Below are 13,677 nucleotides of genomic sequence, written 5' to 3'. Positions count from 1 at the left end.
GGCGCGGTCGCAGGCACCGGTCGCCATCGTGAATTTCGTACCTTTGAAGGACATGCCATGTGCGGCATCGTAGGCGTAGTTTCCCACTCCCCGGTCAACCAGCTGATCTATGACAGCCTGCTGCTGCTGCAGCATCGCGGTCAGGACGCCGCCGGCATCGCCACGGCGAACGGCAGCAATTTCCACATGCACAAGGCCAACGGCATGGTGCGCGACGTGTTCCGCACGCGCAACATGCGCAGCCTGCCGGGCACGACGGGCATCGGCCAGGTCCGTTACCCGACCGCCGGTTCGGCGTCGAGCGAAGAAGAAGCGCAGCCGTTCTACGTGAATGCGCCGTTCGGCATCATCCTCGCGCACAACGGCAATCTGACCAACTGGCAGCAGCTGAAAGATGAGATGTTCCGCATCGATCGCCGCCACGTGAACACCAATTCCGATACCGAAGTGATGCTCAACGTGCTCGCGCACGAGCTGCAACTGTCGAGTTCGGGTCTGCAGCTCGATCCGGCCGCGCTGTTCAAGGCGGTGTCGGGCGTGCATCGCCGGGTGCGCGGCTCGTACGCGATCGTTTCGCTGATCGCCGGCTACGGCCTGCTCGGTTTCCGCGACCCGTTCGGTATCCGTCCGCTGTGCCTCGGCAAGCAGGAAACGGCTGAGGGCGTCGAGTGGATGCTGGCGTCGGAATCGGTGGCGATTGAAGGCATCGGCTTCGAATTCGTGCGCGACGTGCAGCCGGGCGAGGCGATTTTCATCGACGCCGAAGGCCAGCTGCATTCGCAGCAGTGCGCGACGTCCCCGAGCCTGAACCCCTGCATCTTCGAACTCGTGTATCTGGCGCGTCCGGATTCGGTGCTCGACGGCGTGCCGGTCTACAACGTGCGTCTGCGTATGGGCGACTACCTCGCCGAAAAGATCAAGCGCGAGCTGCCCGACGTCGCGATCGACGTGGTGATGCCGATTCCCGATTCGTCGCGCCCGGCCGCGATGCAGGTCGCGAAGAAGCTCGGCGTCGAGTATCGCGAGGGCTTCTTCAAGAACCGCTACGTGGGTCGTACCTTCATCATGCCGGGTCAGGCGGTGCGCAAGAAGTCGGTGCGCCAGAAGCTGAACGCGATGACCATCGAGTTCAAGGGCAAGAACGTGCTGATCGTCGACGACTCGATCGTGCGCGGCACGACGTCGCACGAAATCGTGCAGATGGCGCGCGATGCGGGCGCGAACAAGGTGATTTTCGCGTCGGCGGCGCCGCCGGTGAAATTCCCGAACGTCTACGGCATCGATATGCCGACGCGCGGCGAACTGGTTGCACATGGCCGCACGGACGAGGAAGTCGCGCGCATGATCGGCGCGGATCACCTGGTGTATCAGGACGTCGATGCGCTGAAGCAGGCGGTGCGCGATATCAACCCGGCGCTCAAGGAGTTCGAGGCTTCGTGCTTCGACGGCAACTACGTGACCGGCGACGTCACGACCGAGTACCTCGACCGCATCGAAAGCGCGCGTCTCGCGCCGTCGTCGCAATCGGATCGCGATGCCGCGAGCGAAGCGATCGACGGTGGCGGCCCGGCGCGTTCGCAGCTGCATCTGCAACTGTCGGTCGGCTGAGCATTCACCACGACGCGAGCGTGCTAGCATGACTGCTTGCGTCGATTTGATCTCAGCTTGCGGACGCGGGGTGACCCGAAACAGCTAAAGCGAAGGGCGGAAAGCCGTCCTTGCTCCAGCCTCCCCGTACATGAAGCCCGCTTATGCCGACGCATAAGCGGGCTTTTTCGTTTCCATAGTCACCGAAGCACCCACGACAGCGTCGCCCCCGAAACAGATACCGAACCTTGGAGACCAGAACCAACATGGACGACTCCCCGAACTTCGACTTCGATACGCTGGCCGTCCGCTCGGGCACCGCGCGCAGCGACTTCAACGAGCACTCGGAAGCGATCTTCCTGACCTCGAGCTTCGTGTTCGCGAGCGCCGCGGACGCCGCCGAGCGCTTCAAGAACTCCGAAGACTATTTCACGTACTCGCGCTTCTCGAACCCGACCGTCTCGATGTTCCAGGACCGTCTGGCCGCGCTCGAAGGCGGCGAGGCCTGTATCGCGACGGCGTCGGGCATGGCCGCGATCATGTCGGTCGTGATGTCGACGTTGCAGGCGGGCGACCACCTCGTCAGTTCGCAGGCGCTGTTCGGCTCGACGCTCGGCATGTTCTCGCAGATCTTCAGCAAGTTCGGCATCACGACCACGTTCGTCGATCCAACGGATTTGAACGCGTGGAGCGAAGCGGTGCGTCCCGAAACGAAGATGTTCTTCCTCGAAACGCCTTCCAATCCGCTGACCGAAGTGTCGGATATCGAAGCGATCGGCAAGATCGCGAGGGCCGCGAATGCGCTGTTCGTCGTCGATAACTGCTTCTGCAGTCCGGCGTTGCAGCAGCCGCTGAAACTCGGCGCGGATGTCGTCATGCATTCGGCGACCAAGTTTCTCGACGGCCAGGGCCGCGTGCTCGGCGGCGCGCTGGTCGGTTCGAAGCAGCTCATCATGGAAAAGGTGTTTCCGTTCGTGCGCAGCGCCGGGCCGACGCTGTCCGCGTTCAACGCGTGGGTGCTGTTGAAGGGCATGGAGACGCTGTCGCTGCGCGTCGAAAAGCAGTCGGCGAACGCGCTCGAAATCGCGCGCTGGCTCGAGTCGCATCCGGCCGTCAATCGTGTGTTCTATCCGGGGCTCGAATCGCATCCGCAGCATGCGCTCGCGATGCGTCAGCAGAAAACGGGCGGCGCGATCCTGTCGTTCGAATTGAAGGGCGACACACCCGAGCAGATGCGCGCGAACGCATGGCGCGTGATCGACGGCACAAGGGTGTGCTCGATCACCGGCAATCTGGGCGACACGCGCACCACGATCACGCATCCGGCGACCACCACGCACGGCCGTATCTCGCCCGAAGCGCGCGCGGCGGCGGGCATCAGCGAAGGTTTGATCCGGCTTGCGGTGGGGCTCGAAAACGCGGGCGATATCCGTGTGGATCTGCAGCGTGGGCTCGCAGGCTGACAGGCAGGGCAGAGCCTGCGCACACCCTCAGTGGCGCAACGCCCGCCACTGCCCGGGCGCCAGCCCAAAACGCCGCGTGAACGCGTGCGTGTAAGCGCTCTGATCGCCGAAGCCGATCTCGAGCGCGATATCGGTCAACGAAAGACGCGGATCGGCGAGCAGCGTGATCGACGTGTCGAGCCGCAGCCGCTGCAAATAGCGGTGCGGCGTCTCGCCGAACGCATCGATGAACAGTTGATGAAAGCGTCGCATGCCGAAGCCGCAGTGCGCGGCGAGGTCCGCGATCTTCAGCGGCTCGGACAGATGCGCGCGCAGCCAGCGGTCGATGCGCGCGAAATCGAGCCGCACGCCTTCGCTGCGCGCACCGGCAAGTGCGCCGGAATCGGCGACGAGCGCGGCGCCCAGGCGTGCCGCGGCATCCCAATGGAAGCGGCGGTGATCGAAGGCGTTTGCTTGCGCATCGCCCGCGCCGCCTGTCGCATGCGCGGCAATCGTGTGCACGAGCTGCGCGAGCGATGGATCGACGGCTACGGCTCGCGCGCGCTCGAACAGCCGCTCGGGCACCGCCAGCGACGCCGCCGGCAAATCGAGCACGAGCTGTCGGTTGGTGCCGACGCCCGCGTAATCGTGCCGTGCGCCGGCCGGGATCAGCCATGCGGAGCCGGCGTCGATCTGCTGCGCGACGCCGTCCACCGCCATCACCATCGCGCCGTCGAGCCCGAGCACGACCTGGTGGAAGTCGTGCACGTCCGACGCTTCGATCGTGCCATAGCAGCGCAGCGAGACGTTAGGGGTGGCGACGGCGGCGTGGCTCAATGACAAGACTCAGGTGTAACTCAGACGGCGAGCAGCTCGACGTCGAACACGAGCGTCGCGTTCGGCGGAATCACGCCGCCCGCGCCGCGCACGCCGTAGCCGAGTTGCGGCGGAATGGTCAGCTTGCGCTTGCCGCCGACCTTCATGCCTTGCACGCCTTCGTCCCAACCCTTGATGACCATGCCGCCGCCCAGCACGAAAGCGAACGGGTCATTGCGGTCCTTGCTCGAATCGAACTTCTGGCCGTCGGTCAGCCAGCCCGTGTAGTGCACGGTCACGGTCTTGCCGGCCACGGCTTCGGCGCCGGTGCCTTCCACGAGGTCTTCGTACTTCAGGCCGGATTCGGTCGTCACAGTCGACATGCGTTGCTCCTCAGATCAAAACGTAAAACCGACATTGTAGGCGCGTTGACGCCCGATCGCCGAGTCTTGTCCGGTTTCGCGTATGGCATGCGGATTGCGTCCCGGCTCGCAGTTCGGCTCGGACTGGTCGGTCCGAACGGGATGCCTATAATGAGGCTTCGCCCCATCATCCAGCATTGCCTGAGAGGACTCGATCGTGACTACGTCACCCACCGGGACTGCTGGCGCCCAGCCGGCGTCGGCCGGCTTCGTCATCTCCGAACGCAGCGCGCTGCTGCGAGCCGAAACCGCGTTGTTCATGCGCGATCATGTGCTGTCACTGGTGTCGCACGACCTGCGCGGTCCGTTGAATGCGATTCATAGCTGGGCTTACGTGCTCGAGCGCAAGCTCGACGCGAACGATCCCAACTCGCAGCGCGCGATCACCGGCATTCGCAGCGGCGTCGATCAGCAGGTGAAGCTGCTCGAGACGATCGTCGATGCGACCCGCGCCGAAACGAAATCGCTCACGCTCACGTACGAACCCTTTCCGCTGCATCCGCTGCTCGACGAAACCGTCGAGGAAGTCCGCGCCGGCCTCGCCCGCGCGCGCGGCGTCGAAGTGCGGCTCGACTCGCAGATCGCCACCGAGCAACTGAACGGCGACCGCGCCCGCCTCGCCGCCGCGCTGTGGCTGATGCTGACGTTCGCCACCGAAGCAAGCGCGCGGAGCGCCGAGGTCGCACTGGCGGCGCGCGCGGACAACGGCACCTGGCATGCGAGCGTCACGTACGAGCCGAACGACGCCGCGTTGAACGACGCCGCGCTGCCGCACGTGCTCGAAGCGTTCGCGCGCAAGCAGGCCGGCGAGCCGCGCGAGGCGAAGCGCATCGCGTGGGTGTTCGCGTTGTGCAAACGCGTCGCGGAGGCGCACGGCGGAAGCTTCGAGCAAAGCGATACGACGGAAGCGAACGGTGTCACCGCGAGCCCCGCCACGCTGGTGCTGCGCGTGCCGTTCAGCGCGGCGGCGCTGAAATGAGCGTCGCGCGCGAATGCGTTGACGCGCGATCGAGATTTCATCGAGCTTTCAGCCCCTATACTGACAACTTTTGTTGCCGGAGCCCGTCGCTTTGATCCAGGTTGTCGCTCTTATCGGTGCAATGTTTCTGGTTGCACTCAACGGCTTTTTCGTCGCCGCCGAATTCGGTCTGGTCAAACTGCGGCAGACCCGCGTGCAAAGCCTCGCCACCCAGCATGGCATGCGCGGACGTCTGCTCGCGAAGGTGCACGGACAGCTCGACGCCTATCTGTCCGCGTGTCAGCTCGGCATCACGCTCGCGTCGCTTGGGCTCGGCTGGATCGGCGAACCGGCGTTCGCGCAATTGCTGACGCCGCTTTTCACCGTGATCGGCGTCGAGTCCGAGCAGCTGATCCACGGCATCTCGCTGTTCTTCGCATTTTCGTGTATCTCGTTCCTGCATATCGTGGTCGGCGAACTCGCGCCGAAGTCCCTCGCGATCCGCGAGGCGGAGAAGATTTCGCTGTGGGCCGCGACACCGCTGTACTGTTTCTACTGGGTGATGTACCCGGCCATCTGGGTGCTCAACACCAGTGCGAACACGGTGCTGAAGGCCGCGGGGCTCAATGGCGAGCACGGCCACGACTCGCATTACTCGACCGAGGAACTCAAGCTGATCCTGCGCGGCCGTCGTGCGAACGTCGCGAGCGAACTCGGTTCGTCGACCGGTGCGTACAGCCAGGACGAATGGAACACGATCGCGCACTCGCTCGACTTCTCGCGCATGACCGTATCGGACCTGATGCGGCCGTCGCATGAAATGGTCTGCCTGCGGCGCGATCTGCCGCTGCGCGACAACATGCAGGTGGTCGCGCGGCATCGCTTCAGCCGCTATCCGCTGTTCGAGGACGCGTCGGGCGAGCGCGTGGCCGGCATGATCCATCTGAAGGACCTGCTGCTCGCGCGCCAGGCGGGCAGCGCGCTCGACGACCTGTCGCGTTACGTGCGCCCCGTGCAGTACGTGAAGCCGGAGATGCCGGCGCTCGAGCTGTTCCGGCGCTTTCGCAAGGGCGCGCCGCACTTCGCGCTGGTCGGCCACAAGAACGCGAAGCCGATCGGCTTCCTGACGCTCGACAACCTGCTCGGCGCACTGGTCGGGCAGATCCACGACGAATTCCGTCAGGGCGACGCCGATTGGACCCGCATGGACGACGGCACGCTGATGGGCAAGGGCAGCTTGCCGGTGGTGTCGCTCGAACGCGCGCTGGGTATCGACATCGACGAAGGCAAGGCCGAATCCGTTGGCGGCCTCGTGATCCAGGCGCTCAACGATCTGCCGGGCGAAGGGCAGCGCGTCGAGTTCGAAGACTTCGACGTCGTGGTCAAGAAAATGAAGGGACCGCGCATCGTGCTCGTGCGCGTGTATCCGAAGGTGTTCGACGACGAGGGCGGTTGAGGGCCGAGCGGACCCGAAGCCTCAACCGTTTCAAGCCGCCTCAGCTTCGAGGCACCCCATCCTCCACCAGCACCGCGACCGGCATCGTGGCGAGCGCGTCGCGCAGATACAGCAGCCCGTGATCGTCGACCTTCGGCGCGGCGGGGCTCAGCCAGTCGAACAGCGCGCGCGCCGACAGGTCGGACGGCATCTCGATGGCCGTATCCGCCCAATGCGCCGGCTCGACGAGCGGTAGCTCGGCATTGCCTGGCAACCTCGCGGCCAACCGGCTGGCAATCACCACGGCCCACGCATTGCCATGCCGCCGCGCGAACGCGATCACACTCGACGCATGCGCGCCGCGCACCGTGAGCGGCAAATACGAGCTCTGACTCAGCAATTCCGGCAGATGCGCGCGCAGTGCCAGCACGCGCTGGATCACCGCGAGCTTCACGCGACCGTCGCGCCACTCGGCGAGAAATTCCGCCGGCGGCGTTTGCGTTTGCGGCAGCCACGTCTCGCGTTTCGCGAAATCGACGGGTCGCCGGTTGTCCGGATCGACGAGGCTGAAGTCCCACAGCTCGGTGCCTTGATAAAGATCAGGGATCCCAGGCGACGCGAGACGCAGCACCGTCTGCTGCAAACTGTTGAGCGCGCCCGCGCGGCCGATGCGCTCGACGAACGCCGACAGCTCCTTCAGGAAACCCTCGCGCCGCTGCGGCGCGAGGATACCGAACAGGAACTCGCGGCAGCCGGCTTCGTAGGCTTCGTCGGGCGCGAGCCAGCTGGTTTGCAGCTTCGCCTCGCGCAGCGCCTTCAACTGCCATTGCGCGACGCGCTCGGCCAACGCGTTGACGCCGGCTTCGTCGTCGGCGCGCAGTTGCGGCGGCCAGCAGCCCACCAGCGTCTGATACAGCATCGCCTCGGCGGCGGGGCCGGGAGCCCATGCGTCGCTGTTGTCCCGGCTCACGCTGCTGATCGGCGTGCCGTCGAGCGCGCGCCGCTGCGGCGCATTCAACGTCGACCATGCCCGCAGCGTCGCGCCCCACTCGTCGGCGATCTCGCTCAACACCGCGAGCCGCGCGCGCACGTCTTCCCCGCGCTTGTGATCATGCGTGGCGGTCGCGAGCATCGCATGCGGAAAACGTTGCGCGCGCTCGAGATTGCCCGCGTGAAACTGCTCGACCGACAGTGCGAACTCGCCCGGGTCCGAGCCGACTTCGTTGCGCGACAACAGACGGCCGTAGCGATAGCACGCGGTGTCCTCGATCGCCTTGGCGGCGAGCGGCGCGGTCAGCTGCGAAAACAGCGTTTGCGCGCTGCGCCGCGACGATCCCGCATGCGGAGGCGGCCCGCCGCCTTGCGCCTGCTGCTGCGCCTGCGCGGCGGGCCGCGCCGGCGGCGGGTCTTCGGGGCTGCCGCCGAGCCACGCGTTCACGCGCTCGAGCGTCGCGTGGTCCGAGCGCGGCAGCGAAGCACGCGCGGCGTCGAGCGCCTGCTCGAAATAGACGTTGTCGGCGGCGCTGCGCAGGCCGCCCAGCGGATACATGCGGTACACGGGGAAATGCACGACCAGCTCGGTCAGCACGCGACGCAGCGACGTGTACGTGACGTCGCGCGTGTTCAGCGAATCGCGTGCGATCCGATGCAGCGCGCGCGCCGCGCGGTCCAGTTCCGCCGACAGGTTTTCCGCGAGAATCTTGCGACGCGCCGCGTGCGCTTCATCGGCGAAGCGCGCGCTGCGGCCGGTGAGCTCGGCCCACGTGTCGGCGAGCGGTTCGGCGCCGGCCGGATCGTGCAGCAGCGCGCCGACGTCGCTCATGAAGTCGTAGCCGGTCGTACCGTCGACGGGCCAGTCGTCGCGCAACGGCTCGCCGCGGCCGAGGATCTTCTCCACCACCACGTACGGCGCGGTGTCGCGCAACTCGGTGAGCCGTTGGCGCAAACGCTGGCAGTATTCGCGCGGCTCGGCGAGCCCGTCGATGTGATCGATCCGCAAGCCGTCGACGAGCCCTTCGCGGTAGAGGCGAAAGATCAGCGCGTGCACCGCCTCGAACACCTCGGGCCGCTCGACGCGCACGCCCGCGAGCGTCGAGATGTCGAAGAAGCGCCGCCAGTTCACTTCGTCGGAGGCGGTGCGCCACCACGCGAGCCGGAAATGCTGCCGCTCGATCAGCCGATGCAGCCGGTCGCGCGTGACCGGATCTTCGGGCGCGTAAGTCTCCAGCACGAACTCGATCGCCGACTGGCCTTCGCGCGCGACGAACTCGCGCAGCGCGTCGCGCGCCTCTGCGGCGCGCGGCTGATCGGCGGGCTGCGTCGTGAGTCCCTGAAAGCGACTGGCGAGCGCGCTCAGATCGGCGCGGTTGGCGCCTTGCAGGATCGCCGCGTAATCGACCGGGCAGACCGGGAACACGTGCGGACCGTAGCCGATATAAAAGCGTCCGGTGTCGGCCGCGAAATGCAGCCCGATGCGGGCCGCCGCCAGTTCTTCGCCGTACGACGCGCCGAGCGTGGGCAGCAGTACCTTGCCGCGCAGCGCGGGATCGGGCGAATGCCAGTCGACGTCGAAATGACGCGCATAAGCGCTATGGCGGCCCCATTCGAGGATGTCGAGCCACCACGCGTTGCTCGAACCGCCGACGCCCATATGATTCGGCACCACGTCGACGATGAGCCCCATATCGTGCGCGCGCAGCTTGTCGACGAGGCGCTTCAGGCCCGCCTCGCCGCCGTATTCGGCGTTGACCTGGGTGTAGTCGACGGTGTCGTAGCCGTGCATCGAGCCGGGCTCGGCCGTAGTGATCGGCGACGCGTACAGGTGGCTGATGCCGAGCGCGGCGAAGTATTCGACCCGCCGCGCGGCGTCGTCGAACGTGAAGCCCCGATGGAACTGGAGGCGCAGCGTGGAGCGTGGAACGGTCATGGCGTGTCAGGCTCCGCGGAAGGGTTGGATGAAGGCGCGGCGGCGCGGCGCGCGCCGTCGACGGCCAACAGGCGGTCGGTGAATACCGGGTCGTCGAACATCGCGTCGACGGGCAGCGTCATGCGGCGGCGCCAGTTCGGATGTTCGTCGATCGAGCCCGGCAGGTTCGGCTGCTCGGCGAGCGCGAGCAGGTCTTCGAGCGGAAACGTGACGAGCGGCCCGGGCGTCGCGGCGACGAACGCGAGCGCCTCGTCGACCGGCGCGTTGTCGGTGTCCGGCGGCGCGACATCGGGCGCGGCCACGCCCGCTCGCTGGAACGCGAGCCACAAGTCGGCGCGTTGCTGCGCGCGCTCTTCGAGCGCCGCTTCCTCGGGGTCGCGACCGTCGGCACGCGCCATCGTCTGGCCGATGCGGTTGCGCCACATGATGTCGCTGCCGCGCCACCAGCCGGCGACGGTCGGCAGATCGTGCGTGGTCGTGGTGCCGACCGCGTAGCGGTCCCAATCGGCCGGCGCCTTGAAGCCGTTGCCGTCGGGTGCGCCTTCGAACCACAGCACGCGAATCCCCTCGATGCCGTGCTCGTCGAGCCGCTCGCGAAAGCCGGGCGGCACGGTGCCGAGATCCTCGCCGATCACGATCGCGCGATGCCGCCACGATTCGAGCGCGATCAGCCGCAGCAGGTCTTCGAGCGGATAGCGCAGATACGCGCCATTGCGCGCGCTCTCGCCGTCGGGCACGAGCCACAGACGCCGCAAGCCGAGAATGTGATCGATGCGGATGCCGCCGGCATGCGCGAACGCGGCGCGCAGCATGTCGATGAACGCGACGAAGCCTTGCGTGCGCATCGCGCGCGGCGAAAACGTAGTGAGTCCCCACGACTGGCCGGCCTGGTTGAAGAGGTCGGGCGGCGCGCCCACCGACACGCCCCGCAGCATGTCGTCCGGATAGGACCACGCGTGACTGCCGGCGCTGTCGCAACCCACCGCGAGATCGGCGATCAGGCCGATCGCCATGCCGGCTTCGCGCGCGGTGTGCTGCGCGTGCAGCAAGCCGCGCGATGCCAGCCACTGCAGGAACAGATGAAAGTCGACCTCGTCGCGATGCGCGACGGCAAACGCTTCGACTTCGGGACTGCGCGGGTCGCGCAACGCATCGGGCCAATTGCGCCAATGGCCGTCGCCGCCTTGCGCGAGCTGCGCGGCATGTAGCGCTTCGAAGCGCGCGTGATCTTCGAGCGCGCGCCCCGCGCGTTCGCAGAAGCCGTGAAATTCGAGCGCGCGTGGCGAGTGCTGCGGGCGCTCGTTCGCGCTGAACTGCTCGTATAGCGTGCGCAATGCCGCGAGCTTCAGCGGTGTCGCGTGCGGCCAATCGATCAACGGCAGATCTTCGTATTTCGACGCCGCGTCGCCGGCCTGCGCCGATGCCGCTGCGAACGCGTCCGCGCCGAACACCGCGGCCGGATCGATATGCGTGACGTTGAGCCACAACCGCGACGACGGCGCATACGGGCTGAAGCGCTCGGGCTGCGCGCTGAACATCGCGTGCGTCGGACTGACCGCGAGCGCGTGCGCGCCGCGCTGCGCGCCGTGGCGCGCAAGCTGCGCGAGCGCCGTGTAATCGCCGATGCCGCCGTCGCCGGTGCGGCGCAAGCCGTACAGTTGCGCGGCGATGCCCCACAGTGGCGGCATGGGCGGCGCGGCTTCGCCTTCGCCGCCGTGCAGCGAGCGCCACGCGTCGGCGACGGTGTAGCAGCGCGGCGGCGCGACCGCGAGTGTCATGCGCTGGTCGTGGATCACGAGCGTGTGATAGCCGGCTTCGTCGATCGGGGCGAGCAACGCCTCCTCACCTCTCGGCGCGGTGAAGCGGCCGTCGATGATCGCACCGCTCTCCAGCTCGATCCGGTAATGGCTGCCCGACTTGACCGGGGCCGCGGGCAGCGCGATGCCACGCCCGATCACCGCGGTCATCAGCGGCGGTAGCCGGCGGCCCGATAGTTCGGCTTCCAAAGCAGCGGCGCTGTGGCGGATGTCCATGGCGTTGCCGCACGGCAGACCCATGCGTTCGAGCAGCGTGCCGAGGGTCTTTTCGGGCACGTGCTGTGTGTTGTGGTGCGCGTCCTGCCACTCCACCTCGAAGCCTGCGCGGGTAGCGAGCGCGGCGAGCCGGTCGTTGGGGCGTCGGGTCGTCACGCGCGCTGCTCCTCGTGCGATGCGATGCGCGCATCGTGGCGGCTCGCGAATGCGTTGATGTCGCCGGTCAGCCACGCGATGCACGCGTGCGCGGGCAGCACCCGCGCGTCGGCCTGCTCGCGCGCGCGCGGCGGCGTTTCGAAAATGATCTTGCCGTCGGGGATGTTGTCGAACGCGACGTTCTGCTGCGACAGATTCAGCGCGATCGACAGCGTCTCGCCATCGCCGAGTCTCCAGCGCGCGACCAGCGCGTTCGCGTCGCCGCCGCCGGCGTCGCGCAGCACGGTCGCGCCGCGCGCCTTCGTATGCTTCAGGCGCGGCGTGATCAGCTTCGCGCGCACCGCGAGCGCGGACTTGTAGTAATGCATCCAGTCGAGCCGATCAGGTGTCGGCTTCGCATCGGGCGCGGGTGGCGACGAGGCGGCGAAGGTTCCGGCGTCGTTCGGATCGGGAATCTGCGCGCGCCGCTGTTCGTCGCTGAACGCGGCAAAGCGCGCGAATTCACGGCGTCGCCCTTCGCGCACGGCGTCGGCGAGCTCGCCGGTGTAATCGGTGAAAAACAGGAACGGTTGCGTCGAGCCGTGTTCTTCGTCCATGAACAGCAGTGGAATTTGCGGCGACAGCAACAGCAACGCGGTCGCGGCGCGCAGCGCGTCATCCGAGGTCAGCTTGCGCAGCCGCTCGCCGAACGCACGGTTGCCGATCTGATCGTGGTTCTGCAAGAACATCACGAACGACGTGGGCGGCAGATGCCCGCTCGCTTCGCCACGCGGCGCACCGTCGTGCAGTGGCGACGGCTCGCCCTGATACGCGAAGCCTTCGGACAGCACGCGCGCGAGCCGGCGAATCGGTTCGTTCGCATACGCGTGGTAATAGCCTTCGGTTTCGCCGGTCAGCAGCACGTGCAGCGTGTTGTGCGCATCGTCGTTCCATTGCGCGTCGAAATGCGCATCGAGCAGGCTCGCGCTGTTGTGCTCGTTTTCGAGCACCAGATGCACATGGCGGCCATGCTGCACGCGCGCACGGATATGGTCCGACAGCTCGCGCAGCCACTCGGGGTTGTCGATCGCATGCACCGCATCGAAGCGCAGTCCGTCGAAGCGGTACTCGTTGATCCAGTAGACCGCGTTGTCGGTGAAGAAGTCGCTGACTTCGCTGCGCTCGAAGTCGATCGCGGGGCCCCACGGCGTGTGCACGCCGGCGCGGAAGAACGGCTCCGCATAAGTATGCAGATAATTGCCGTCCGGTCCGAAGTGGTTGTAGACGACGTCAAGAAACACCATCAGGCCAAGGCCGTGCGCGGCGTCGATCAGTGCCTTCAGCTCTTCGGGGCGGCCATATGCGGAGTCTGGCGCGTACGGCAGCACGCCGTCGTAACCCCAGTTGTGACGACCGGGGAAGTCGTTCAGCGGCATCAGCTCGATTGCAGTGACGCCGAGCGCGGCGAGTTCGGGCAGGCGCTTTTGCACGCCCGCATAGCCGCCCATTGCACCGACGTGCAATTCGTACAGCACCGTTTCTTCCCAGGGACGGCCGTGCCATTCGGTGTGTTCCCAATGGTAGGTGCGCGGGTCGATGACCTCGCTCGGGCCGTGCACGTCCTGTGGCTGGAAGCGCGAGGCTGGATCGGGCACCATCTGCCCGTCGTCGAGCCGGAACCGATACAGCGTGCCCGCGCCGCTTTCCACGGTGATCTCGAACCAGCCGTTGCCGGTCGGCGCCATGTCGTGCGCGCCTTGCGCCTCGCCGTTTTCGATGACCACCTGCACGCTTTTGCACGACGGTGCCCAGAAACGGAACCGCGTGCGCGGCCGCGTGCCGCTCGCGCCGATCAACTGCGCGCTGAACGGCAGGCAGTGCGCGTGATGATGCGTGTGAGGATCAATCGGGCTTTCAGACATG

General features: G+C 66.8%; 9 protein-coding genes. 4 read left to right on the top strand and 5 right to left on the bottom strand.

The features are described 5' to 3' along the window. Window positions 1–57: 57 nt before the first annotated feature. On the top strand, window positions 58–1,608 hold the full coding sequence (gene purF / locus EVC45_RS29650) for an amidophosphoribosyltransferase (RefSeq protein ID WP_129961752.1): 1,551 nt from the start codon (window positions 58–60) through the stop codon (window positions 1,606–1,608). Between the two features lie 245 nt (window positions 1,609–1,853). After that, window positions 1,854–3,050 carry an O-succinylhomoserine sulfhydrylase gene (locus tag EVC45_RS29645; RefSeq protein ID WP_129961751.1) on the top strand — a complete coding sequence of 399 codons (1,197 nt, stop codon included), beginning with the start codon at window positions 1,854–1,856 and terminating at the stop codon, window positions 3,048–3,050. 27 nt (window positions 3,051–3,077) lie between these two features. Here the strand turns inward: EVC45_RS29645 and EVC45_RS29640 are convergent, their stop codons facing one another. Together EVC45_RS29640 and EVC45_RS29635 are read right to left on the bottom strand one after the other, a co-directional pair. Next, the gene (locus EVC45_RS29640; RefSeq protein ID WP_129961750.1) at window positions 3,078–3,866 is read right to left on the bottom strand and encodes an AraC family transcriptional regulator; all 789 of its coding nucleotides are present in this window, start codon (window positions 3,864–3,866) and stop codon (window positions 3,078–3,080) included. Window positions 3,867–3,886: 20 nt separating this feature from the next. Next, the gene (locus EVC45_RS29635; RefSeq protein WP_129961749.1) at window positions 3,887–4,228 is read right to left on the bottom strand and encodes an FKBP-type peptidyl-prolyl cis-trans isomerase; all 342 of its coding nucleotides are present in this window, start codon (window positions 4,226–4,228) and stop codon (window positions 3,887–3,889) included. Window positions 4,229–4,424: 196 nt separating this feature from the next. On the opposite strand from EVC45_RS29635, the gene EVC45_RS29630 reads away from it, so the two are divergent. Continuing rightward, window positions 4,425–5,246, top strand: a complete 822-nt coding sequence (locus EVC45_RS29630; RefSeq protein WP_129961748.1) for a sensor histidine kinase KdpD — start codon at window positions 4,425–4,427, stop codon at window positions 5,244–5,246. 91 nt (window positions 5,247–5,337) lie between these two features. Next, window positions 5,338–6,681: a hemolysin family protein gene (locus EVC45_RS29625; RefSeq protein WP_129961747.1), complete on the top strand. Its 1,344-nt coding sequence runs from the start codon at window positions 5,338–5,340 to the stop codon at window positions 6,679–6,681. A 40-nt stretch (window positions 6,682–6,721) separates the two neighbouring features. Here EVC45_RS29625 and treY read toward each other — a convergent pair whose 3' ends face one another. From treY to treZ, 3 genes are read right to left on the bottom strand one after another with little or no spacing between them, the layout of a single operon-like run. After that, on the bottom strand, window positions 6,722–9,586 hold the full coding sequence (treY, locus tag EVC45_RS29620) for a malto-oligosyltrehalose synthase (protein WP_129961746.1): 2,865 nt from the start codon (window positions 9,584–9,586) through the stop codon (window positions 6,722–6,724). Then, a complete protein-coding gene (gene malQ / locus EVC45_RS29615) occupies window positions 9,583–11,775 on the bottom strand; it encodes a 4-alpha-glucanotransferase (protein WP_129961745.1) in 2,193 nt (730 codons plus the stop codon). Before malQ ends, treY begins: the two co-directional genes overlap by 4 nt. Beyond that, window positions 11,772–13,676 (bottom strand): malto-oligosyltrehalose trehalohydrolase, encoded by a 1,905-nt coding sequence (gene treZ / locus EVC45_RS29610; RefSeq protein ID WP_129961744.1) that lies wholly within the window; start codon window positions 13,674–13,676, stop codon window positions 11,772–11,774. Before treZ ends, malQ begins: the two co-directional genes overlap by 4 nt. Window position 13,677: the final 1 nt, after the last annotated feature.

Source organism: Paraburkholderia sp. UYCP14C, assembly GCF_004197395.1.
Classification (GTDB): Bacteria; Pseudomonadota; Gammaproteobacteria; order Burkholderiales; family Burkholderiaceae; genus Paraburkholderia.
The sequence above is the reverse complement of the archived record's forward strand: the minus strand, read 5'-3'. Positions and strand labels throughout refer to the sequence as shown.

Bases quoted from the DNA above. Each gene is read 5' to 3' on its own strand.
- purF (WP_129961752.1), top strand. From the start codon at position 58: ATGTGCGGCATCGTAGGCGTAGTTTCCCACTCCCCGGTCAACCAGCTG.
- EVC45_RS29645 (WP_129961751.1), top strand. From the start codon at position 1,854: ATGGACGACTCCCCGAACTTCGACTTCGATACGCTGGCCGTCCGCTCG.
- EVC45_RS29635 (WP_129961749.1), bottom strand. From the start codon at position 4,228: ATGTCGACTGTGACGACCGAATCCGGCCTGAAGTACGAAGACCTCGTG.
- treY (WP_129961746.1), bottom strand. From the start codon at position 9,586: ATGACCGTTCCACGCTCCACGCTGCGCCTCCAGTTCCATCGGGGCTTC.
- treZ (WP_129961744.1), bottom strand. From the start codon at position 13,676: ATGTCTGAAAGCCCGATTGATCCTCACACGCATCATCACGCGCACTGC.